Source organism: candidate division WOR-3 bacterium, from assembly GCA_039801085.1.
In the GTDB taxonomy this organism is placed as follows: Bacteria; Hydrothermota; Tepidihabitantia; order Tepidihabitantales; family Tepidihabitantaceae; genus JAOABP01.
Window position 1 is genome coordinate 57,897 of the sequence record JBDRTY010000004.1, and the last position, 22,459, is coordinate 80,355.

General features: G+C 49.4%; 17 protein-coding genes. 3 read left to right on the forward strand and 14 right to left on the reverse strand.

Annotated features, from left to right (window positions below; all coding sequences use genetic code 11):
• Position 1 precedes the first annotated feature (1 nt).
• A complete protein-coding gene (locus tag ABIK48_07725; protein MEO0022043.1) occupies positions 2 to 922 on the forward strand; it encodes a M48 family metalloprotease in 921 nt (306 codons plus the stop codon).
• Positions 923 to 954: 32 nt separating this feature from the next.
• Here the strand turns inward: ABIK48_07725 and ABIK48_07730 are convergent, their stop codons facing one another.
• Positions 955 to 4,479, reverse strand: a complete 3,525-nt coding sequence (locus tag ABIK48_07730) for a DNA polymerase III subunit alpha (protein ID MEO0022044.1) — start codon at positions 4,477 to 4,479, stop codon at positions 955 to 957.
• Between the two features lie 305 nt (positions 4,480 to 4,784).
• Here ABIK48_07730 and ABIK48_07735 point away from each other — a divergent pair, with 305 nt between their 5' ends.
• The gene (locus ABIK48_07735; protein ID MEO0022045.1) at positions 4,785 to 5,102 is read left to right on the forward strand and encodes a hypothetical protein; all 318 of its coding nucleotides are present in this window, start codon (positions 4,785 to 4,787) and stop codon (positions 5,100 to 5,102) included.
• Between the two features lie 14 nt (positions 5,103 to 5,116).
• Here ABIK48_07735 and ABIK48_07740 read toward each other — a convergent pair whose 3' ends face one another.
• The 12 genes from ABIK48_07740 to ABIK48_07795 form a co-directional block, all read right to left on the reverse strand.
• Positions 5,117 to 7,858: a hypothetical protein gene (locus ABIK48_07740; protein MEO0022046.1), complete on the reverse strand. Its 2,742-nt coding sequence runs from the start codon at positions 7,856 to 7,858 to the stop codon at positions 5,117 to 5,119.
• Positions 7,855 to 8,976 (reverse strand): tRNA pseudouridine(13) synthase TruD, encoded by a 1,122-nt coding sequence (gene truD / locus ABIK48_07745; protein ID MEO0022047.1) that lies wholly within the window; start codon positions 8,974 to 8,976, stop codon positions 7,855 to 7,857. Before truD ends, ABIK48_07740 begins: the two co-directional genes overlap by 4 nt.
• A gap of 29 nt (positions 8,977 to 9,005) precedes the next feature.
• Complete coding sequence (locus ABIK48_07750) at positions 9,006 to 9,284, reverse strand: TMEM165/GDT1 family protein (protein MEO0022048.1); 279 nt, start codon at positions 9,282 to 9,284, stop codon at positions 9,006 to 9,008.
• Position 9,285: 1 nt separating this feature from the next.
• Positions 9,286 to 10,209 (reverse strand): ACP S-malonyltransferase, encoded by a 924-nt coding sequence (gene fabD / locus ABIK48_07755; protein MEO0022049.1) that lies wholly within the window; start codon positions 10,207 to 10,209, stop codon positions 9,286 to 9,288.
• Positions 10,210 to 10,299: 90 nt separating this feature from the next.
• On the reverse strand, positions 10,300 to 11,127 hold the full coding sequence (locus ABIK48_07760) for a FlgD immunoglobulin-like domain containing protein (protein MEO0022050.1): 828 nt from the start codon (positions 11,125 to 11,127) through the stop codon (positions 10,300 to 10,302).
• A 54-nt stretch (positions 11,128 to 11,181) separates the two neighbouring features.
• Positions 11,182 to 12,099, reverse strand: a complete 918-nt coding sequence (locus ABIK48_07765; GenBank protein ID MEO0022051.1) for an energy transducer TonB — start codon at positions 12,097 to 12,099, stop codon at positions 11,182 to 11,184.
• Positions 12,100 to 12,102: 3 nt separating this feature from the next.
• Positions 12,103 to 12,501, reverse strand: coding sequence for a biopolymer transporter ExbD (locus ABIK48_07770; GenBank protein MEO0022052.1), 399 nt, complete (start codon positions 12,499 to 12,501; stop codon positions 12,103 to 12,105).
• Positions 12,498 to 12,914, reverse strand: coding sequence for a biopolymer transporter ExbD (locus ABIK48_07775; GenBank protein MEO0022053.1), 417 nt, complete (start codon positions 12,912 to 12,914; stop codon positions 12,498 to 12,500). The genes ABIK48_07770 and ABIK48_07775 overlap by 4 nt, the downstream gene beginning before the upstream one ends.
• A 2-nt stretch (positions 12,915 to 12,916) precedes the next feature.
• On the reverse strand, positions 12,917 to 13,639 hold the full coding sequence (locus tag ABIK48_07780) for a MotA/TolQ/ExbB proton channel family protein (protein ID MEO0022054.1): 723 nt from the start codon (positions 13,637 to 13,639) through the stop codon (positions 12,917 to 12,919).
• 43 nt (positions 13,640 to 13,682) lie between these two features.
• Entirely contained in the window at positions 13,683 to 16,154 is a 2,472-nt protein-coding gene (locus ABIK48_07785) for a tetratricopeptide repeat protein (protein ID MEO0022055.1), read from the reverse strand.
• A complete protein-coding gene (locus tag ABIK48_07790; GenBank protein ID MEO0022056.1) occupies positions 16,151 to 17,440 on the reverse strand; it encodes a hypothetical protein in 1,290 nt (429 codons plus the stop codon). The genes ABIK48_07785 and ABIK48_07790 overlap by 4 nt, the downstream gene beginning before the upstream one ends.
• A complete protein-coding gene (locus tag ABIK48_07795; GenBank protein ID MEO0022057.1) occupies positions 17,434 to 19,134 on the reverse strand; it encodes a hypothetical protein in 1,701 nt (566 codons plus the stop codon). Before ABIK48_07795 ends, ABIK48_07790 begins: the two co-directional genes overlap by 7 nt.
• 82 nt (positions 19,135 to 19,216) lie before the next feature.
• Here ABIK48_07795 and ABIK48_07800 point away from each other — a divergent pair, with 82 nt between their 5' ends.
• Positions 19,217 to 21,484 carry a ComEC/Rec2 family competence protein gene (locus ABIK48_07800; GenBank protein MEO0022058.1) on the forward strand — a complete coding sequence of 756 codons (2,268 nt, stop codon included), beginning with the start codon at positions 19,217 to 19,219 and terminating at the stop codon, positions 21,482 to 21,484.
• Here ABIK48_07800 and ABIK48_07805 read toward each other — a convergent pair.
• Positions 21,481 to 22,443 carry a PorV/PorQ family protein gene (locus tag ABIK48_07805; protein ID MEO0022059.1) on the reverse strand — a complete coding sequence of 321 codons (963 nt, stop codon included), beginning with the start codon at positions 22,441 to 22,443 and terminating at the stop codon, positions 21,481 to 21,483. The two genes, ABIK48_07800 and ABIK48_07805, sit on opposite strands and share 4 nt — an antisense overlap.
• Positions 22,444 to 22,459: the final 16 nt, after the last annotated feature.

Genomic DNA, 22,459 nt, shown 5'->3' on the forward strand with positions numbered 1-22,459 from the left:
CATGACCGGTCACGCCCATCTCTATCAGCTGATTAGCCGAAATAAACTTAAATCAGCGGTATTTATTATTGCCTTCAGTATTCTACTTGGATTTGCTGGTTATACACTTGGATACCTGCTGAACTGGGGTGTTGAAGCTTATATCCTAGTAGGCATCTTTATTGTATTATATAATCTGCTCCTGTATTACACATCGGACAGACTTGCGCTGGCGGTAAATCGTGCCCGGCCGGCCTCAACGGACGAATATTATGAGTTACACAATGTTGTTGAAGAGGTCGCACTGGCGGCCGGTATTCCCAAACCCCGCGTCTACGTCGTCGACGATGAAACACCTAATGCATTTGCCACCGGCCGTAACCCGGAAAATGCCTCAGTTGCAGTCACCACCGGACTGCTGCAACAAATGAACCGTGAAGAACTTCAGGGGGTAATAGCTCATGAAGTCGCTCACATACGCAACTATGACATTCTGCTGATGACCATCGTTGCCATACTGGGGGGACTGCTGATTCTGTTCCGCGACATCATATTTCGCTGGGGGATATTTGCTGGAACCGGCCGGCGCCGTGATTCACGACGGGGTAGCGGTCAACTGGGGTTAATCCTTCTGCTTGTCGGCCTTGTGCTGGCACTGCTCTCCCCGATACTGATTATCCTGCTGCGGGCAGCTGTTTCCCGAGAACGGGAATATCTCGCTGATGCCACCGGTGCCTATATCGTGCGCAATCCCTACGGCTTGGCTAATGCACTGCGCAAAATCGGCAGTTGGACAGGCAGGCTGAAAACTGCATCAGACGCTACAGCCCACATGTTTACTGCGAACCCCTTCGGCAAAGACCGCAATACGAAAAACAATCTCTTTGCCACCCACCCGCCCCTGGAAGAAAGAATTAAAAGACTGGAACAACTAACTTTTTGACCGCCATCAATAAAGATCCGAGCCAGCGAAAATCAGGCTGAACGATTCGTTGAAAAAACAGCCGACTGCTGACTAAACTGGAGAGTTCCCGTCAACTTCAGACGATCCTGCCCCAGAAGCCTTACCAGTTCCTTTATAAGCTTATCTTCAATTCGCACTGAATATTCCTTCAGACGTAACTTACGCTTGGTTCCGTCAGTATTAGTGATGATAAGATAAACGGGAATTCTACCTGGATACTGTTTCAGAGCCACTTTGACTTCTGCGGTTTTTGACTGAGTCAATTCCTCAATCGGCAACTCAATAAACAGCCCCGAGATCAAATCGCGGGCTTGTGAGAATTCAATAAATCCGGTCGCCCAGAGCTGAACCATTCCTGTCTTATCACCAGATTTTCCCTCACCTGATGGAGAACCGGCGCGCGGTTTTATCCGCCCCTGGACAATCACCAGCTTATCCTTTACTAACAATTCCCGGTATCTCTCCAACAGATCGGAAAAAACCATTACCTCCACCGATGAGTTAAAATCCTCAATTATTAATACCAAATAATCGCGATTGCGCTTGTCTTTCCGGCTTCTTCTGTCAGTAATGATACCGCCGATCGCTACGAGCTCGTTTTCTCCTCGAACCCCGACCTCCTCAATCGGTAGCAAATTCAGCGCCTGATACTCCAGCTGATACTTTCGCAACGGATGGGAAGAAAAATAAAAGCCGAATGCCTCCTTCTCCCATGAGAGAACGTTCACGTCGTCATCTTCCTCAAATGTCAATTCTTCCCCTGTGCAACCCGCAGTGTCGGCCGCCGTTTCAAATAGATTGTACTGCTTGTCCAAATATAACAGCTTTTCCGAAGCTGCTTTGCTAATTTCCTTATCAATCCTATTCAAAAGTTTGGCTCGACTGGCTTCAAAACAGCTGAAAGCCCCGGCCTTGATTAGTGCTTCAATCGCCTTCCGGTTCACTTTGCCTCGCAGTCGAACGAGAAAATCGAGCAGATCTTTGAAAGACCCGCGTTCATTGCGTTCCTGAACAATTGCCACTGCAGCACCGACCCCGACATTTTTTAAACCGGCCAGCCCGTAACGAACATTATTGGCTTCCACGGTAAAATTGACATCGCTCGCATTAATATCCGGTGGTAAAATTTTTATACCCATTCGCCTAGCTTCGGCAACAAAACTGGCAAGTTTATCAAAATTACCCAATTCACTAGTCAGGGTAGCAGCAATGAACTCTACCGGATAATTGGCTTTAAGATAAGCAGTAAGGTAAGAAAGATAGGCATAACCGGCTGCATGTGACTTATTAAAACCATACCCGGCAAATTTCTCAAGGAGTTCAAAAATTTTCGCTGCCTTTTCCCGGGGAATCCCGGCATGTCTCCAGCACCCGTTGATAAATGTCTCCCGTTGCGCTGCCATTTCCTCCGGCTTCTTTTTCCCCATCGCCCGACGGAGCACATCTGCCTGTGCCAGCGTATAGCCGGCAAGAACCTGAGCCGCTTGCATCACCTGTTCCTGATAGATCATTATCCCGAAGGTTTCCTTGCACACTGGTTCCAGAAGCGGATGGTCGTACTCAATCGGAACAAAACCATTTTTCCGAGAAACATATTTTGGAATCAGATCCATCGGTCCCGGACGATAAAGGGCGATAAGTGCAATAATATGCTCCAGACGCTCCGGTCGCGTCTTCTTACAAAGATCCCTCATCCCGGCACTTTCCAGCTGGAAAACGCCGACTGTCGCCCCCTGTTGCAACAGTTCATAAGTCGCCCGGTCCTCATAACTTACGTTCCGGATCGAAAAATCATTCACCCGGTATCTTATTAATTTCTCGGCTTCATCTATAACAGTTAATGTCCGTAACCCCAGAACATCCATCTTCAATAAACCGATGTCATCTAGTGTATACATATCATACTGGGTACACACATCGGCACCGGGAGCTTTGTATAACGGAACGAGCTCCAACAGTGGACGGGGTGCAATAACAACCGCTGAGGCATGTACCGAGGCATGGCGGTTTAACCCTTCAATTTTCTTGGCGATATTCCAAAGTTCCTGATACACCGGTTGGGAACGGATAATCATTGCCAATTCCGTCACCTCTCGCTCCGCAGTTTCCAAGTCCATTCCCGGCGGAATTAATTTGGCAATTTGATCCGCCTCAGCAATTGAGATATCCAACACCCGGGCAACATCCCGGACTGCCTGTCGAGCCTGCATAGTTCCAAAAGTAATGATTTGTGCCACTGAATCGTTGCCATACCGGTTACGAATATATTCGATCACTTCCCCCCGTCGCGCATCTGCAAAATCAACATCAACATCTGGAAGGGTGATTCTTTCCGGAGATAGGAACCGTTCAAACAGAAGCCCGTAGCGTATCGGGTCAATCTCAGTGACCCCCAGACAATACAGCACCAGTGACCCACCAGCTGAACCACGCCCCGGACCGACTGGAATACCATTATTGCGGGCATATTCAATAATATCCCGCACAATAAGAAAGTACCCGGCAAATCCCATCCTCTGAATAACCGACAGTTCGTATTCAAGCCGGTCCGTATGTTCCTGCGTTACTCGGGGATATCTTTTTTTCAAACCTTCGCGAGCAAGATATGTAAGGTATTCAAACTCATTGCGGTAAGGCGCGGGCGGTTTGAAAGCAGGCAGATGAAATCTACGACTTTCAATATCCAGAACCAGTTCACAACGCTCAGCTACCATCCTGGTATTTCTGACTGCTGAAGGTAATTCCTGAAAGAGTTTTTCCATTTCCGTTCCTGACCGGAGATAGTAGCCACTGGCATTTAAACGGAGCCGATCCTTGTCCTTTAGGCGCTTACCGGTCTGAATGCACAACAAAACATCCTGAGCCCGGGCATCATCAGGTTTCAGATAATGACAGTCATTGGTTGCAACCAGAGGAATATCCAGTGCCTTTGCCAGCTCAGCAATATGAGGCAGAATTTTTTCCTGTTCTGGTAAACCGGTCCGCATTACCTCAAGATAGAAATTTTCTGATCCAAATATCTCCTGATAGGTCGCAGCTGATGCCATTGCTGTCTGCAGATCATCGTGCAGAATATACCAGTTCACCTCACCTTTCAAGCATCCCGATAGTGCGATCAAACCTTCATGATATCTGCTTAAAAGCTCTTTATCAACCCGTGGTTTGTAATAAAATCCTTCCAGATAGCCCAGAGAAACGAGTTTTATTAAATTGTGATATCCTGTTTCATTTTTGCACAGAAGAGTAAGGTGAAAGCTGGCTTCGGGAATATCACTTCTTATTTCCCGCTCGCGCCGATTCCGGGGAGCAACATATACTTCAGCGCCGATTATCGGCTTTAAACCTGCATTCCGTGCCGCCTTGTAGAATTTAACCGCCCCAAACATATTGCCATGATCAGTTAAAGCCAGTGCCGTCATCCCCATCTCCTTTGCTTGCAATACCAGCTCTTCAATTTTAGCTGCTCCATCCAGAAGACTGTATTCAGAATGGACGTGGAGATGGATAAAATCGACGCCTCTTGTGTTGGGGGGCATATTATATTTTATATCCAACTTCTCTCCAGGTGTCAAACATAACACCGACACACCGTCATGAAGACTTGTGTAAAAATTTGAAGCCTCACACATCATTGGCTTAGTGGCCACCGATCAACGCTCTAATCAGCTATTAATTGTCCCCCGTAAGATATATTTGATTTGCCAGCCAACAAGCCCACTCGCTATAAAAAATAACTTGACAGAAAGCAAAATTGCGTTATAGTTATTATAGATTGCTGGGTTACAACGATTATCAAAGAAATTTCTGTAAGGGGAGCAGAAATATATAAACAGGAGGAACTATGCGTGGTCCTTACCTTCTCCGTCCCCTGCAGGTAGATATCTCTGTACCGGATAAAATTGGCGGGGTCTACTGTCTCTCCAAAAATTCCAAAAAGATTGAAATAGTTGCACGGGCAGAACGTAACTTGCGTGATGCAATCAAGGCACACTGGAAAGAATACGAATTTTTCTGGTATGAACCGGCGCTGACGCCCCGAGAGGCTTACTTAAATCAGTGCTACACCTATCACCGGTTTTGTGAAAACGGTAACGGCGCTCACGAACACCCGAAACCTCCGGAGAAGGTTGAAATCAAGTGCCCGGTTTGCGGTGTATAATTGAACATAATATATTAATCAAGATTCTTGTTCTGAAGGAATAGATCATCTATAATTTGACTGGTTATGCCAAAGTAAACTTGTAATTTCCCAAAATTTGTTCTACCGGTACTTAGTCCTAAATTCAGCCTCAGGGGTAAATAATGGGCTAAAACCAGATCGGCTCCGATCTCCAATCCTGCTCCGATATCCCAATTATCAATATGAGAGGAAAATTTGTTGCTGACAACGCCGCCTTCACTAAAAACCGCAGCATTCAGATTGCTCAAAAATAATGGCGCCAGACCTAATCCCCTCTCTACCCACAAGATCGGAAACCGGCCTTCAAGACCACAAATAACTGCGCCTGCCCCCGTCATCTGAGGACATCCCCGTAACCTTAATAAACCGGGTTTATTTCCAATTTCAAACGCCGAACGCCGTGATGTATCACCGACTGATACCGCACCAGCAAAATGTATCTTCAGACTCCAGTTTTCTGACCTTCTTCCCAGATATTCATTCCAGGACAGCACAAATCTTGCAAGATTGCTGGATTGAAGCAATAAAGTTGGATGAAAATCAGCCAGGATTCCCATATTTCTTCCTCTTGCCGGTGCCACATTATAACGGAATATCCGAGCATTGCTGAAATTATAAAATCCGTCAAAAATCAGGCTCATCTTCTGCTCGCGATTAAACCTTAAACCTATGCCGAGATTTTGCTGGCATTGTTGCCTTACCAGCGGCAAACTGACACCCAATCTTGCTTGTTGCGATCTCAACATTAATTTGCTCCTTAATTCGAAAATCGGACGGTACCGATGAAGTTCATACACAAAACTCAGCATCGGTGATCTTTGATGAATTTGGTAACCGGCAAAGCAGTAATAGCGGTGAAACTGCAGTACATCCCAGCCGAATGTTCCGGCTCCTATCGACCATCCATCACTGTATTGAAGCATCGGTAACCAGAACTTGGGCAACACTGAAGGAAAGGGAGAATAATAAAAAAGCTCATACGTATCCGGTTTAAAGCTGTAATCTACATCAGGATAAGTGTCCGCATAGCTGACCGCTCTCCGCCACAGCTGCGGTCTTATCTCAGCAACACCAAGCCCCTCACCATCCCCGGTCAGAAGAGTAAATGCGACCTTACGGTCATTAGGTGAAACTGACGATTCAAAAACACCAGTCAGTACATTTGTGCACCGATAAAGCTCATGGGTCTCAACCGCATATGCATAAAGATTATAAGTTCCACTGCGATCTGATATGAAATATAAGTACTTACCGGTGCGCGACCACCAGGGATTAATATCATTTGCCCGGTCGCGAGTTATCGGTAGCATCCAGCCTGTTTTCAAATCCAAGATTTCAATATCCGAGTACCCCCCAGTGCGCCACACACTCACAGCAACCAGTCCGCCTCCGGGAGAAAAACGTGGCGTCCGGAAATAGTCCTGGTTATCAAGTTCTGCAATCACCGTCTGCTCACCTGTTCGGTAATTGATAACCTTGAGCCGGCTCACGCCATCACAATTACTCACATAGACAATATGAGTCGAATCCGGTGCAAAATCAGGATCAGATGCTCGTTCGCCCTTTGTCAACCGAACTACAGCTGGATGCCTTAGTGCGTAAACGAAAATATCACCCTGAAGGTACCCGCTCCCTTCCTCAATTAGTTCTGAAAAGGCAAGACGTTCACCGTCCGGCGAAACACTCAAACTGCCGAAAATCCGTCCCTCCCTGATAGTCCTGACCGTCATTTTTCCCAGCTCTAGTTCTCTGATCGCGGTGGTGTTAACGGTATTTGCAGATATGAAATAAATACTTTTCCCGGAATGTGACCAGGCTGGAGAAGAAACATGAGTTTCTCCACAGTTGATTTGTGTAATGGATGTCAAGCTTTCTCGGTAAATTTCTACTTTCAACGACTCAGCCTGTTGAACCAACCATTGCTTCCAATCACTCCAGAGTGAACTGGTAAATTTCCCGAAGACCTTCTTCATCGATCTATCTTCAACAAAAGGCAGATAAAATGATTTTTTGTAATTAAACTCCTCCCAGATGGCATCCCCGTGGACCATGGCTAAAAAAGATACAAAACTGCTGCCGTAGAGATATGGTGCCAGTGCTGCGGGATACTGCTGCAGCTGATAATGGTTACACTGGTCGAGCTGAAGCAGACGTTTTTCCCATACGGCTTCGTTTAATATCGAGCGCCATTCAACGCTCCGCAATCTCCCCATGGTACTGAATCGGGTTTCGTTGTAAACTGCATAACCCTCAAGAAGCCAGGCAGGAAGTAAAGCATTGGGCAGGATAATTCTGCCGAAAATGCGACGGGGGATGCGAAGCGGTCCATGACATTGATCCATCTGACATATATGAGAAAATTCGTGGAGAATAAGTGTCCTCAACCAGTCGTCATCGTTACTTCTTGCATCACGGGGGAAAAATGGCAGTATGACAATTGTGTTTTCAGGAAAAGGCGTGGCATAACCATTATAACAATCATAATAATCAGCAATGACAATGTGTACCCGCCCTTCAGGAATACTAACACCATTATCCTTTAGTGTTTCTCTGACGTTTTCGGCTACTGAGGCCACTTTTCGTACCATTTCCATCCGTTCGTAACCGGGAATACCATGAGCAGGAAAATGGATTACAAAATGCTCTGATTCAAGCGTAAACCAGTTAAACCCTGAATCAAAATGAACATCGCTGAAGCTGCAGAGGAAAGTGAATATCCAGCAAAAAAAACTCATCGGGCAACTAATCTCTTCAGCAGAACAGTGGCAAAGCAGCCCGGCGGCAAATCAAAGGCAAGTCTAATTTTATATTTATCAGGGTACAACTCATCAGTGTGAGGCTGATCCATTTTGAGTTTATCCGGCTTGAATACTGCCGGGCGCTTCCAGGATTTGAAATACAATCCCTTGATGCGAAATTTCAATTTCAGCATTTTAAGTTCCAGACCATCCCTTTTCAGCACCGAGTTAACAATGCGCTCAACTCTTTCGCTCTCATATTCTGCATGCGGACCGGGTGTGGGAATTGAAAGCTGTCCGAGGTATTTTGCATCCTCAGTGCTCAAATCCCCGAAGAACGCCATTACCCCAAGGTTATATCGAACCCGGAACCGGACTACCCCCATTTCTTCCAGCAGCAATCGTAAAGTCTCATTCCACAACCAGGATTGGTAGGCATTGATAAAAAGTTCAAGGAGCGTTTTGGGTAACAACTTTATCGCACCTTCAAAGTCTCGCGGTTGCTGCACAAGGTGCTTCACTGCTTTCTTCCCTTCGAAAGGAGCGATTTCGAGACATTTCTGCCAGTTGCCCCAGTTTAGCGCCAGCTCCTGTTTGACTTTTCGCATCCGGGAATCATCACTGGCAGATGGCGTGGCGAGAAAAAGTTTCAACGCCCCGTTGTAATGGCCATCGATTAATTTCCGGGCAATAAACCCGGCATGATGCCGAGCCGACCCGAACCGCTGTTCATCATAATAGTTTGCAACTCCATAACGTTCAACCGCGGGCAATGATTGTTCGATTGTTTTAATCTCATCCGCATTCAGACAGCGAACCGTAATCTGAAATCGATTTGCTATCAATCGCTCCGGAGTTACCGGCTCATCTGCCATACCTACCTGGATCAATCGGTAATTTGATGATGTAATCTGTTCGGGGCCCTGGCCGGGCAGAGACAGATACTGAATCGAAAACGAATAACGGTCCTTAAGCCCAGCACGAGATAAACCCTTTAATTGATAACGAACTTGGATATCGCGGATGACGTCGAGCGTGTTCCAGAACCTTTTTTCCAGCCGGTAGATAGAATATCTGCCTCGGCTCTTGATTTTCAAGCGAACAATTTCTTCCACGAAAAAATCATCAGGTTGACATTTTATTTTCATGCCCTGACGCTGCGTAGAATCATGATCACTCCGATGATTACAAAAATTGCACCGGCGACCACATTGACCCATCTTGTCGGTACAACTTTAGTCAAATTTGCCCCCAGAATTGCTGCCAGAAATGAAGATACGGTCAGCGCCAGTACACTCCCCAGAAAAACCGGCCAAAAGCTTCGGAATCCACTTGCAAAGGAAAATGTCGCCAGCTGGGTTTTATCTCCCAGTTCGGCAAGAAAAATTGTTACAAATGTAACACTAAAACATTTCCAGTCCATTTTATCCCACCCCTGCGACCGCCGAAAGTTCTTCGGTTTTTCCAATCGGCTGTACATTCAAATCGGAGGCTATCCGTTTTACCAGCCCGCTGAGAACCTTTCCAGGTCCGACCTCCCAGAAAAAATGACACCCCAGCTCCCGGGCACTGTATATGATATCCACCCAGCGAACTGGCGAAATCAGCTGGCGGGTAAGGTTACGCCGGATCTCATCTGCCGAGTACGCGGGTCTGCCAGTTACATTCATAATTACCGGAAACTTGGGATCGGCCAGCTCAAATTGCCCGAGATAAGAAGCAAACTCCCTTGCTGATTCCTCAAGCAATGGTGAATGAAATGCTCCGGATACCGGCAGCGGCACCACTTTTAACGCACCTCGTTCCCTTGCTGCATTCATTGCCAATTGTACTGCTTCCGGTTCACCGGAAATGACGGTCTGTTTCGGTTCATTGTAATTTGCGGGCACAACCACCCCTGTTACCTCATTGCATATCTCCTCAACCACACTGCTTTGAATACCGATGATTGCCGCCATCATACCTGGCCTTTTCTCACCTTCTCTAAACATCAATTCAGCCCGCCTCTTAACCAGTTTCAAAACCGCTTCAAATCCAAGAGATCCGGCAGCGTAAAGAGCCGAATACTCGCCCAGTGAATGCCCGGCAGCGAGAATCGGTGTAATGACATCCTTCAAAACTGCCAGAACTGCCATCGAATGAACAAGAATGGCAGGTTGAGTATACCGTGTCTGACGGAGCTCTTCCTCCGGTCCTTCAAATGATATTCTCTTGACAGGAATTTCAAGCACCTCTTCAGCCCGTTCGTATACCATCCGTGCTGCTGCAAAATTGTTATAAAGATCCTGTCCCATGCCGACATACTGTGACCCCTGACCGGGAAATAGAAACCCCGCATTACTATTCATCATTGCCTCCTTTTAAATATCACTCTGGGATAATAAAAATTATTTTCTCCCGGTCAACAAAGTTGACTTCGATGATTTTAGTTAACAGTGTCAGATAATATGAATTTCTATCCGGGAATGTTTTGGTTGAGTGCCGGGAATAAAACGGGGCACGACTTTCAACCCATCGGATGGGAAAACTACTCTTCGCCGAATTTCGGTTTCCAATACCCGGCAGCGATCGGCAGAAAGCTGTTCCTTCTCACTGTAAACATAAACTACTGTTTCCTTTCTAAACCGCTCCTTGATCAGGTTGGCAATTTCATCGAGTCGGGCGTTCGCATCAGAAGTAAATTCTGCCCCAGTGGGAATGAAAAGCATATCGGCAGCAATCGAAACAATCCATTCGTTTTTCTCCTGCCACACAACAGCATTTATCTTCTGCGGCTCACAGTTAATGCGCGTCTGATTTCCATGTGCATCATAGGCACTGAAGGTAAAACTGTAGACATCTCCGGTTGCTATTGGTTCACCAGCATCGTTTCTTCCATCCCAAATAATTACAGCCGGAGGTGTTCCCTTTTCCCGAACCCGGCGGACTGTCTCGCCAAGTGAATTGGCGATTTCCAGTTCCCAAGATGCTACGCGTTTTTCAAACTTGGGCAGAAAAACCAAAATATCACCATGAACCAGTGTCCTTTCTACGGGCACCCGGAGAAAGGACGATTTGATGAAACGCTGAGGAATGGTAAGCGAATCAATTGCCTGCAACAGCCCGTCGTCAAATATATAGCTCCCCGGCGCCAGCAGGTCGTTAAGTGGTGTCCATGGATCAAGCTGGGGAGGAAAAAACAGTTTCTGATCGCTTATTTTCATCTCCGCTTCGCCGGTAATGAGTTCCTCTCCTAATGCATGTTCAGCAGGTGGTTTCTGCTGCATACTGTCCGGACTTTGCGCAAAAAGTAATAACACAAATACAAGATTCATATATTATTAAGACAGCTGAAAAACAAAGGTAATATCTCCCCACTGCTCTTCTGACTTGACGCCTGTGCCGAGAGGTGCAAATTCCCAGCAGCGCACCGCATCTACCACTACCTGATCGAGCTCAGGATAACCGGAACTGGAGAGTACCTGAGGAATTCCCTTAACCTGTCCATTGGGCAGAACCCAGATACGCACGGTCACGGTCCCGCTGATATGCTGATCGAGCGCCCATTTGGGATACTTGGGTTTCACTTTCCTGATAATCTCCCGCTGCGAAATCGGGCCTGCGATCTGAAAACTCGTCCCGCGAGACACCGGGACCTGAACGGTAGACTGAACCTGCTCCGGCGGTGATGGCAGGGCACTCCGGGCCCTTGCAGTTACCGGACGGTGTTCAATAGTCAGCTGGGGCTGCGGCGGTTGCGGAACCCCTGGAATCCCTCTCAACCCCATACCGGCACCGCTGCCACTGCCACTACCACGGGAAAGTGAAATTGGTGCCTGAGCTAGGATCTCTTCGGTAGTCTGAGCAGCTCCCTTTCCTCCGATTCTAATCACATCCATCTCACCGTCCCGTGCGAGTTCATAACGGTCCAGCTCAATCCGTGCCTGCGATTCCGACCGCTCCAGTGTTGAACTCAAATCCAGCGGTACCACCTCCTCAGATGCTACACCCGCTGCATAAGTGGGAACTGACACATCTCCAGTATTCGGTCCACTACCGCCGGATGGTAATGGATTCTGATTAAGCACCCTGGCGACTTCGGGACGGTAAGTGACATCCATAAATGTCACTTCCTGCAAATCCCACTCTGCCTCCCCGGAAGTACGATAGCGGGAAAACAGCAACAGCAGAGAGATATGAACTATCGCCGATATTACAAGCGCAATCTCAAAAGTACGTAAAGGCCGTTCCCGATCCATCACTTATCCACCCTGGTTGATCTTTTTGGTTGCACAGGCAATTCGTACCGCACCTGCCTGCCGGGCACAGGCAAGTATATCCAGCACCGATGAATGGAGACACTGCTTATCTGCCCGGATAACAACCAGAATATAGGGGTCACGGGCTATTTCACCGGCGATACCGATCTTGAGTTCCTCAAGATCGGCAACCGGTTGATCATTGAGAAACAACTGCCCCTGAGCAGTCAGGGTTACCGTCACATCATTTTCCGTCTTGCGTTCTGCAGTGTGGGTCTGGGGAACATCCACCGGTGTCGAATTATGAGTCAAAACCATTGGTGCAACTACCATCATCACCAGCACCAGTATCAGACCGACGCATGCCATTGGAAGAATGTCAATATTAGGTGCTTCCTTCATCTTACCCTCCTCGTCCGCAGTAATGCAAGATCAGCAGCCCCGGCCTGCTTGGCTAAATCCAAGATTCGCATCACCTGTTCATACCTCACTCCCTCTTCTGCTGCCACGACCACCCGGCGTTCAACACTCCGTTGCAGCAATTTGGGTAAAAGTTCACTCAGGTTATCAAAACTCACCTGGGCTTCGTTCAACAGAATCTTGCCTTCTTTTGTAATGTAGATATTTGCCTTGATATCTGCACCCGGCTCATTGGCACCGGCCCTGGCTGCACCTGGAGCAGAAACGAAAATCCCCGACTCGAAAAACAGCGGCATTGAAACCATGAAGGCAATTACCAGGGACAGCGCAACATCCACCAGCGAATTCAGGATCAACCCGCTGGGACGAGGACGCTCAAGGTTTCTCCGGCGCATACTCAGAACTTCCAAGCTTTATCCTCGGCAGCTGACGGCTGAGACTTGGGCAAAACAACCTCAGATGGTGCATTAGTTTCTTGCGGAACCCCAGAACCACCTTGCAACTTGTAGCGCTGGAGCATCACTACGAGCCGTTCCGCAGTGCTTTCAAGAGACATAGCTACATCCGCCGCTTTTTTGGAAAAGTAATTGTAAAAAAACAGAACCGGGATCCCGATTAGTAAGCCGAACGCGGTAGTCAGCAGAGCCTCAGCAATACCCTTGGACACGACTGCCGGACCACCAGAACCGGTGGCTGCGATATTACTGAAGGCACCAATCAGGCCGGTAACCGTTCCCAGTAACCCCAAAAGCGTAGCTGCATTTGCCAGCGTCCCCATGCCCCCCAGCAATCGTTCGTATTTTATCCTCTCTTCAAGAATCAGACTGTAGAGCAAATCAGAAAGTTCGTCAGCGTTCAGTGCGAAGTTATCCAGCGCCACTGCAAACAGTCGTCCAAGCGGATTTTTCAGATTCCGGCTCCAGTTCAGAGCAGCCTCAACACCTGACCGCCCCAGTATCTGCCGAAGTTCAAGCAAACCTTTTGCCGGATTAAATCGATTTCTGATAAAATACCAGAACCGTTCGATTATCAGTGCCAGTGCGACAATCGATGCCAGAAGTAAAATCATCATTACCGCACTGCTTCTGAAAATTGAAATCAGACTCTGTCCCATGATCATGGTTATCTTCCTCCTGTCTGCCTGTTAAAATAATTGCCACCCATCACTGTTTTCCCCTTTCGGGCTGCGACATTTCTCCCCCCTGCTCCCCGGCACCCAGTCGCTGGCGGCAAATCTCGGCATTTTTCCGGGCGCTCTCAGCATACTCGGAATCTGCAGCAGACCGGCTGATTTCCTCAAATGCTGCCAAGGCCTGTTTGTATTCGCCGGCGTTGAAGTAGGCAATGCCGAGATTAAAAAATGCACCCCAGCGCTGGTCATGCTCCGGAAAATAATCAAGAAACTTCCGGTATGCCTGGGCTGCCTCCTTCCAGCGCTTGGATTGTGCATAGGCCTCTGCAGTTAACAGCTGAGCATCAGCAGCAACAGCGGAATTGGGAAAATTAACTACGGTCTTCTGCAGTTCAACGATCGCTTCTTCATATTTCCCCTGTTCATACATTTCCCGCCCCCGGTTATACTGAGCCTCCGCTGCCATTTCCGACTGCGGGAATCTCCGGATAAATTCATTCATTACGCTTGAATCCTCCTGACCCGCGAGATAGTAACTCATTTCCAGACTCTTGCGCACACCAGGTGCCTGCTGATCCGATGGATAAAGATCAAGGAATTTCTGATATTCCCGGATGGCATCTCGATACTGACGACGGTTATAATAACACTGAGCAATCAATGCCTGTGAAGCTGGTGCAAAGTCCGAAAACGGATAACGCTGGAGCACAAAATTGAACGCTGCGAGTGCCTTGTCATATTCGAGTGCCTTGAAATAGGTGTCTCCGGCACGAAATGCCGCCTCGGCCACCTTGGGATTATTCTCGGGAAATTTATTCATCAGATTTGTCCAGGCATCCACCGCCTGCCCGTAATATTTCAGCAGGTAATAGCAGTACCCGGAATAGAAATAACCCGGGACAGCTGCCAGCGGATTCTCGGGAAAGGTATTTATCAACGCCTCAAACACATCAAGTGCCTTAAGGTACTCCTTCTGATTGAAAAGACAGTACCCGTAACCCAGATAGGCACTGATGGTAAACAGCGTATCCGTCAACCGGGCATTCAATACCCCCTTGAAACCTTCAATCGCCTCATCCAGTCTCCCCAAATGATACAGTGCGTATGCTCGTCCGAGCCGAGCATAGGGTGCAACATCGCCTCCCTGCTGGTGATTATACGCTGCCTGATAAAATCTATCTGCCTCACTGTATTTCTCAGTATAGTAAAAGGCCTCTGCCAGATTAAACAGTGTCTGTGCCCGCCACTCCGAAGTCTCATCAGGGAAATCAGCAAGATACTTTGTTCCGAGTGCCAGACTCTGTTCAAACTCTCTGCCGGAATTCAGTGTCAGTAACAGCATTGCCGCAGCAGGTTCCCTCAGCCCGGTACTGCCATAATTTGCAAGAATCAATCCAAACTGCTTCGCAGCATTATCATAATCACCTATCTGATATGAGATAACACCCGAAAGATAATTGCCGACCCCCGCCAGTTCTCCAGTAGTAAACATCCGGGCAAGCTGTGCAGTAGTCAGTATCGTCTGTGCGGTGTCCGAGGCGGCCAGCATTGCCTCTGCCAGCTGGAGATGGGCATAGCTTGAAACCTTCGTCCGGGGATAGTTGGCGCGCACACGCTGAAAGCGTCCCACCGCCTCCTTTGCCTGACCCAGCGCCAGCTGACAGTAGCCGACAAAATAATTGCTATGCGCTGCCAGAAAATTGTTACTGGAACGGGTCAGCGGCAGCAGATAGTTGATTGCTGCTGCATACTCATTCTGGGCGATCAGGGCACATCCTAAAAAATACTGCGCAAAATCGGCTATCGGCGAATTGGGAAACTGCTCCAGAAAAAAATGAAATTTTGCCCGCGCCCCGTCGTAATCACGGTTGAGGAACAGCGCGAGCCCGGCATTAAAATGTGCCATCTGGGCAAGACTGGTGTTGGGCAACAGATCAGCGATCTCCTTGAATTTCAATAATGCAGCAAGCGGCTTTCCCTGCCGGGCATATGTTTTACCGAGGTAAAATTTTGCCTCCGGCATTTCCAGACCGGACAGATTTTTCTCTGCCTGTTCGTAGGCACCCTGAAAGTAATAAAGCACCCCCAGCGCATAACTCGTACGGGGATCATTGGCGTATCCCGGTTCCTTTGCCAGTTTCTCCAGCAGCAGCTGTGCCTGCCGGTAATTCCCCTGCATCAGATAGGAAACTGCAGCACCAAACATCGCCTCGGGTTTAATGTAAGAAAACCGTGAACGATCGAGGAGTCCGAGAAACTCCCTCAGAGCACTGTTGAACTTGCCCTGATTAAAAAGGCACTCCGCAAGTGTATACCGCAATTCATCACCATATTCACTGCTGCCATAGTCATTCACCAATGCGGTCAATTTCTGAATCGCAAGGTCTGTCCTGTCCTCGTCCAGCAACTGCTGAACCTGGTTATACCGTTCTGCCAGCTGCCGGGTCTGCTGTGGTGTCAATGTTCCGGACAGCAAAATGACGATCGTTGTCCAAACTATCATTGCCCTGGTGTAATCTCCACCTTACCCTGAGGACCACGGGTCTGCACTGTGGTAAGAAACCCGCTGAAACTGAGAGATGAATTACGCTGATCGACAATCACAATATCATAATAGTAACGGCCATCAGCAACCAGCCGTCCCGCATCATCCAGTCCATCCCAGAGCAGTCTTGGCGGTGGCGCATCCCAGCCGCTATAACTGCGGATCACTTCTCCAAAGGAATTTTTAATCAGGACCTGCCAGCGCTTTACCGGCTGACGGGAAATTGAGTGAACATCCATCCACAGAACATTGTTCTTATCGGCCGGCGTGGGAGCAAACAGTTTCGGTTGAGCATCAATCCAGACGCGGAAACCGCCAAAATTGACAAACAGCCCGAATTTATGGGTTGGCGCCAGCCGGAATGAGGACTGGTGGTGCAGGAGAAATGCGTAATCAACTCCGAGTGCCATTCTGCCCCACGATTGATGCACGCCGAGTCCGAGACTGATTTCATTGGCATCATAACCTACCCGGTGCACGAGCACCCCGGGAATCAGTTGAAATTCAACCCCTCCATGGGGCTGCAGCTGCAGCTGCCAGCGGCGTGTAGGATTACCCGCTGAATCTACCGCCCGGATCAGCGGTGAAACTGCATCCACCGTAATAAGCGCCCGGCCATTTAATAACCTAGCTGCAGCGCCGGCACGCACTGTTCTGGGATATCGGTCGGACAGAGTGTACAGAGTCAGCACCGGTTCCACCAGATTCTGTACCGCCAGTCCGAAACTGAACGGACCCAGTTTTCTTACCACAATTCCCGCATCCATGCCGATTCCGGCGTCAATATACTGAGCGAGATTTTTAGTAATTAATTTCAGAGCACCACCAATACTCCAGAAATCAGACGGACCGTAGGCATAGGCAACCTGATAGGCATTTTCAGCAAAGATTGTCGGCAGATACTGCCAGTTCTCCGGAGTGCGTGATTCCAGCCCTTCGGCACCGAAGTTCAGAATTCCGATTCCAAAACTTCCCCACTCTCTTGTCGGCAGGACATAGGCAATATATTCCATTCGCGCGCCGTAGAGCTGGGAATGAGCAGCAAGAACCTCATGGGCATTTAACTGGAACAGCCCGGCTGGGTTGAAATAAATCGCCTGGGCATCATCAGCTACCGCAGTAAAAGCCTTGCCCATTCCCAGACTTCTTGGTGCCGCACCGTAATTCAGAAATGCGCCCGGCAGTCCACCTTCGGCAAAAAGGACTACCGGTAAAAGAAGAAGAACCGGTAACTTCTTTACCATACAACTCCCAGCCGGTAGGTTGATTTAAATATGGTGCCGGTATGGAGCTGTCCGATGATCTGAACTGTATAGATACCGGATGCCACCCGTCTGCCCCCACTATTCCGCCCATTCCAGACGATACAGTTGATACCGGCTTGAGCACCAGCTTCTCCTGCCGGAATTACCCGGGAAAAAACTTCATTGCCAAACGGATCATAAATCCGGAAGTCAATCGGGCTGCTCCGGTTGAGGTAATAATAAATCTCCACTGCATCACGATTAAAACCGAATGGATTGGGGAAAGCTACAATTTTACCGGACAAAATTGAACTGTCCGGTATATTGACATAGATTGGAAGCAGTGAATCGGCGGTCCCGCTGCTGATTTGAATCGTATCGAATTCTCCGAATCGCGCGCGGGTGCAGAGAAAGCGGCCAATGGCAATCCCGGAAGTATCGGTCAGCAGTGCATCCTCCAGCATCTCACCGTTTCCTCGCAGGACCATAAAACGGCACACCGACAGCGGAACCGGTTGGCCGTTGGCGTCCCTGACCACCACCCGGATGTAAGCGGTCTCTCCGGCCAGAATCGTGTCAGGAGCTGAAATTTCCAGCTGATTCCCTCTTGCCTTGATTTCCAGCCTTGTGCGATAAGATATATACTGGCTGTTGCGGTCAGCAGCCCAGATATCCTGATTTGAACCGGGGTAGTAAAAGTTGGCATAAAAAACTGCGCTGTCCATAAGTACTGTCTCTGCGGGCTGGAATTCGGCGGCAAAATCAGAATACAGAGAAACCGGCAGCCCCGGGGAACTTACCCGGTTCCAGCACCGGTCACAGGGCAGAATCTTGACTAAAAATGGCTCGCGGACATACTGCGGAACGGGAATTCCTGATTTACCCGGAGTTTGCCACCCAGCACTTGCTGTATCGCCGGGCAGATGTTCCTCCCCGGGAAGCAATACCAGCAGCTGGGCAAAGATACCGGGCGTGATCAGAATTAATGACGAGCTATCGCTGCGAAAATTCTGCCCTGATACCGGCAGGACAAAAAGCTGATGCTGTCCCGCTTGGCGCAGTCTGCCTGTAAACTGACCTACACCGTTGCTGATAAAGGCATTTGATGGCAGTAATGCAAAACTGTCGGTGGCACGAAGCAGAACACTGTCACTGCGCGCATAAACCGGGTTGCACCATGCGTCGGTGAGATATACGCGGAAAATGAAACTGTCACCGGCAGTCTGATTGTCAGGAACTCCCAGCTTGCCTTCTCTGGTCCCGGCGCTTAACTGCTGCCCAGGTAAAACAATAACGAACCGAGCCGGAACACCGGGCAACACTGTAAACTGGTTGCTGCTGCTTGTTACCCGGAGTGAATCATCGGTACAGAGTATCCGCAGACTCTCTGCCAGTGTGACCATTACCTTTCCCTGCCACACGCCATTGCGGAATGGTCCGATTACATTAGGATATATGTAGGTTGCCCCTTTGCTGGTGGAAAGAAAGGCGGGGCGATTGTAATTGTAAACTCCGCCAGACGGATCACGGGCAATGATTGTTACTGCAAGTGACTCGCCGGCATACTGGGGACTGCTGATGGGCGTGAATTCAAATGAATTCAGCTGAGCTATGAGGAGCCAACCCAACGCCGCGCTCATCAGCACGATAATATTATAAGCAATTGTCGTCTGCTTGTCAAATAAAACATTCATACTCCGTGTCACATAGAGATACGGAACGAATTCATCTCGATTGATCGTGTTGACAGCGATCTTAAGGACAAATATCCTTTTTGTGCCGGAACCGGCTTACAGAATGAAACTGTCAGCGGTATGCGCTCTGCTACTCATCGCCACCGGCTTTTTCATCGCAGAACATGTGAACATCTCCTTCTGGCTGCTCCTGACGCTTATTTTTCTGGGGTTAATCCTTATCCGCGCAACCCGGGGTATTTCAGTTTACCTGGTTCTGCTCTGCACCGCATATCTCTATCGACACTCCGCACAACCACCGATAACTCCTCCAATGATCTACAACCTCCGTCATTTTCAGGGAATAGTGATTCAGGAACCGCTTGCCCATCCGGAAATCACCCTGAAACTTCTATCCCCGCTATCGGGCAAAGTTGTGCTCCGGCTCCAGGACTCCATTTCTGGCCTGCGCTATGGAGATCTGCTTTCCATAAATTCACAGATCAGACCGCTCAACTATCCCCGTAATCCCGGACTGCCTGACTACAACCGTCAGCTGTTAAATCAGGGAATTATTGGCCGTGCCAGTGCCCGCCACAGTCAAATCAGACTCATCCGTCGCCGCGTCGGTAATCCGTTATTAAACGGAGTTGTCATGCCGACACGCCGTTACATGATCCATGTTTTCCACCGGTATCTCCCCCAATACGATATCAACCTCCTCCTCGGCCTGCTGGTCGGCGAAAAGAAGGAGCTGTCACAAGAACTGAGCAGCGCACTTACCGGCACCGGACTCTGGCATCTGCTTGCCGTCTCCGGTCTGCATATTGGAGTAATAGTTACTGCCATTTACCTGCTGCTTTCAGTGCTGGGCATCCGGGGCTGGCTCCGATTCGCAATGCTCACGCTGCTTACTCTGATTTATACCGGCATCGCCGGCTGGCAACCCTCTGCGGTCCGGGCGGCAATCATGAGCTGGGCGTTATTTCTCAGTTTTCCCCTCCAACGTCGTGTCACATCATTAACCAGTCTTGCAGTTGCTGGAATCATCATCCTGATTCTCAATCCGGATACCCTTTCCAGCATCGGCACCCAGCTCTCGTTTACTGCTACTGCTGCAATCATCACTATTACCCCGAAAATTCAGAACTGGTTGAGACAGATCCCCATTACTGCCAGAATCCGGAAATCCGTTCTCTTGCCCCTTGCTGTATCCATTGCCGCAACTGCTGGTACTGTTCCCCTCCTCGCCCGTTATTTTTACCGGTTTCAACCCCTTTCATTCCTTGCCACCCTGCTCGTGCTGCCACTGATAACCCTGATCATTCCACTTGCCCTCCTCGTTTCTTTCTCCAGTCTGTTCAGCCCGGTAATTGCCGGCACCCTTGCCCAGACACTGCACCTCCTGCTCCTGCTTACCCGCACCCTCATCACCGCCCTGGGAAAACTGCTGTGCCCGACAGTTGTATTTACGGGCAGAATTCCCGCGCTCGCAGTGTGGTATTATTACGGACTTTTGCTTTTAATTCTGAACTGGCATCATAACCGGGCTCGCACCCTGTTCCGGATCGCCGGCCTGCTCGGGCTTGTCCTGATAGTTGTAGGTCATACAGTTCGCAAACCCCGGACAGCGATCACCTTTCTCGATACCGGGGCCGGCGATGCCGTTCTGCTTGAAGACACCTTGGGAAGAAAACTGCTGATTGACGCCGGCATTGACCGGACTGATGTGCTCAGTGACTATCTGCTCAGCCGTAACATCCGGCACCTGGATGCTGCGATTGCCACCCATCCTGACCGGGACCATTACGGCGGTCTGCTCCGGCTTGATCCGGCAATCAGTATTGGTCATCTGTTTATTCCTGTGCTCGGTGGTGATACCGGATACCAGCGCCTGCTCCAATACCTGCAGACACGGGGGACAGAAATCAAAACTGTCGGCGCAGGTGCTGAGCTTCATGGCTTCGGATTTCAGGTCTGCTTTCTTGCTCCGGACCGGCTCTCCTGCTGGCTCTATAGCCGCAGACTGGCTGCCACTAATCAGATTTCCATTGTTAATCTGATCAGCTATTCAGGCACAAACCTGCTTTTCACCGGCGACTGCGAATCCGTCTCGCTGCTTCAGCAGACTGCGGGCTCGACCCGGATTCACATACTGAAATCCCCCCACCACGGCAGCCGGAAGGGTAACCCGCCGGAACTGTTTTCTTCCCTCAAACCCGATTATGTAATTGTCATGGGAAGATATCCGACCCCGGCACGCCTTGAATCCATCCTGCCGGCGCAAAAGATCTTCTACCTTAACACCCGCCGCGATGGCGGTATCATCCTTCATTTTCCTGGTGGTAAACCGCAATTCAGACGGAACTAACTTCTAGGAAGACCGCTGGGCACAAATTTCACTCCCAGCGAAACCCGCTGCGCATCACCCAGGAGTCCGTAGGAAAGATAGACTGCATCTATCGTAAGGAGCAGACCCGGGCTGAAAACGGTCTCATATCCGGTGCCGAACGAAAAACCGGACCAGCCACCGAGTTTTCCGCCGGACTGGTATCCACCCCGCAGAAACAGCCGGCTGTTCTGACCACTGCCCAGCAGCTTCAGATCCAGCTTCAGTTCCACACCCGCACCGACGGCCGGACCGTAATCCGGATAGAGCGAAACATCTCCTGCCAGCAGCAGATGATTATTCTGAAATGGCAGCTTGAAAGACACACCGCTGCGCAGGTTAACCGGCTGGAACTCCCAGTTACTGATGAATCGCCGGGGGGGACCCAGGTGCAGCAGGCTGGCACCGACCTTTACATATCTTACCGGCTGATAAAGAACACCGGCATCAAATGATAACGCCCAGGCAACGAATGAGTCAATCCGGCTGTAAACAAACTTGCCCGCACCGCCGACCGCCAGTTTGCGAAACGGCTGCACTGCAAATCCGGGACCGGCAATCAGGTCGTTCAGCACAAAACTGCCCAGCTCCTGTCCCAGCTCATCACGGCGGATGTCACTGGCGCTGAGAAAACCGCCTGCCAGACCGGCGCCGAAACGGCGGGCAAAAGGCACTGCGAGTCCGCCGGTTAGATAAGACACTCCCTGCAGCATCTGGCAGGCGGTGATTCCCAGTTCGTAGGAACAGTCCAGCGCCAGACCGGCAGGATTGTAGAACAGCGCGTTAACATCATCCGCCACTCCGGTAAATGCCTGCCCGAGTGCCACCGGTCTTGATCCAACCCCGATTTTCATAAAGGTAAACCCGGTTGCTGACGGTCCCAAGCCGGCACTATAACCCCACAGCACTGCTCCCAAAATCAACATCATTATGCGGGTCATTTTACTAATATTATTA

Excerpts from the sequence above, each read along its gene's own strand:
- ABIK48_07725 (MEO0022043.1), top strand. The coding sequence starts at position 2 with ATGACCGGTCACGCCCATCTCTATCAGCTGATTAGCCGAAATAAACTT.
- ABIK48_07730 (MEO0022044.1), bottom strand. The coding sequence starts at position 4,479 with ATGCCCCCCAACACAAGAGGCGTCGATTTTATCCATCTCCACGTCCAT.
- ABIK48_07735 (MEO0022045.1), top strand. The coding sequence starts at position 4,785 with ATGCGTGGTCCTTACCTTCTCCGTCCCCTGCAGGTAGATATCTCTGTA.
- ABIK48_07740 (MEO0022046.1), bottom strand. The coding sequence starts at position 7,858 with ATGAGTTTTTTTTGCTGGATATTCACTTTCCTCTGCAGCTTCAGCGAT.
- ABIK48_07750 (MEO0022048.1), bottom strand. The coding sequence starts at position 9,284 with ATGGACTGGAAATGTTTTAGTGTTACATTTGTAACAATTTTTCTTGCC.
- fabD (MEO0022049.1), bottom strand. The coding sequence starts at position 10,209 with ATGAATAGTAATGCGGGGTTTCTATTTCCCGGTCAGGGGTCACAGTAT.
- ABIK48_07760 (MEO0022050.1), bottom strand. The coding sequence starts at position 11,127 with ATGCAGCAGAAACCACCTGCTGAACATGCATTAGGAGAGGAACTCATT.
- ABIK48_07765 (MEO0022051.1), bottom strand. The coding sequence starts at position 12,099 with ATGGATCGGGAACGGCCTTTACGTACTTTTGAGATTGCGCTTGTAATA.
- ABIK48_07770 (MEO0022052.1), bottom strand. The coding sequence starts at position 12,501 with ATGAAGGAAGCACCTAATATTGACATTCTTCCAATGGCATGCGTCGGT.
- ABIK48_07775 (MEO0022053.1), bottom strand. The coding sequence starts at position 12,914 with ATGCGCCGGAGAAACCTTGAGCGTCCTCGTCCCAGCGGGTTGATCCTG.
- ABIK48_07780 (MEO0022054.1), bottom strand. The coding sequence starts at position 13,639 with ATGATCATGGGACAGAGTCTGATTTCAATTTTCAGAAGCAGTGCGGTA.
- ABIK48_07785 (MEO0022055.1), bottom strand. The coding sequence starts at position 16,154 with ATGATAGTTTGGACAACGATCGTCATTTTGCTGTCCGGAACATTGACA.
- ABIK48_07790 (MEO0022056.1), bottom strand. The coding sequence starts at position 17,440 with ATGGTAAAGAAGTTACCGGTTCTTCTTCTTTTACCGGTAGTCCTTTTT.
- ABIK48_07795 (MEO0022057.1), bottom strand. The coding sequence starts at position 19,134 with ATGAATGTTTTATTTGACAAGCAGACGACAATTGCTTATAATATTATC.
- ABIK48_07805 (MEO0022059.1), bottom strand. The coding sequence starts at position 22,443 with ATGACCCGCATAATGATGTTGATTTTGGGAGCAGTGCTGTGGGGTTAT.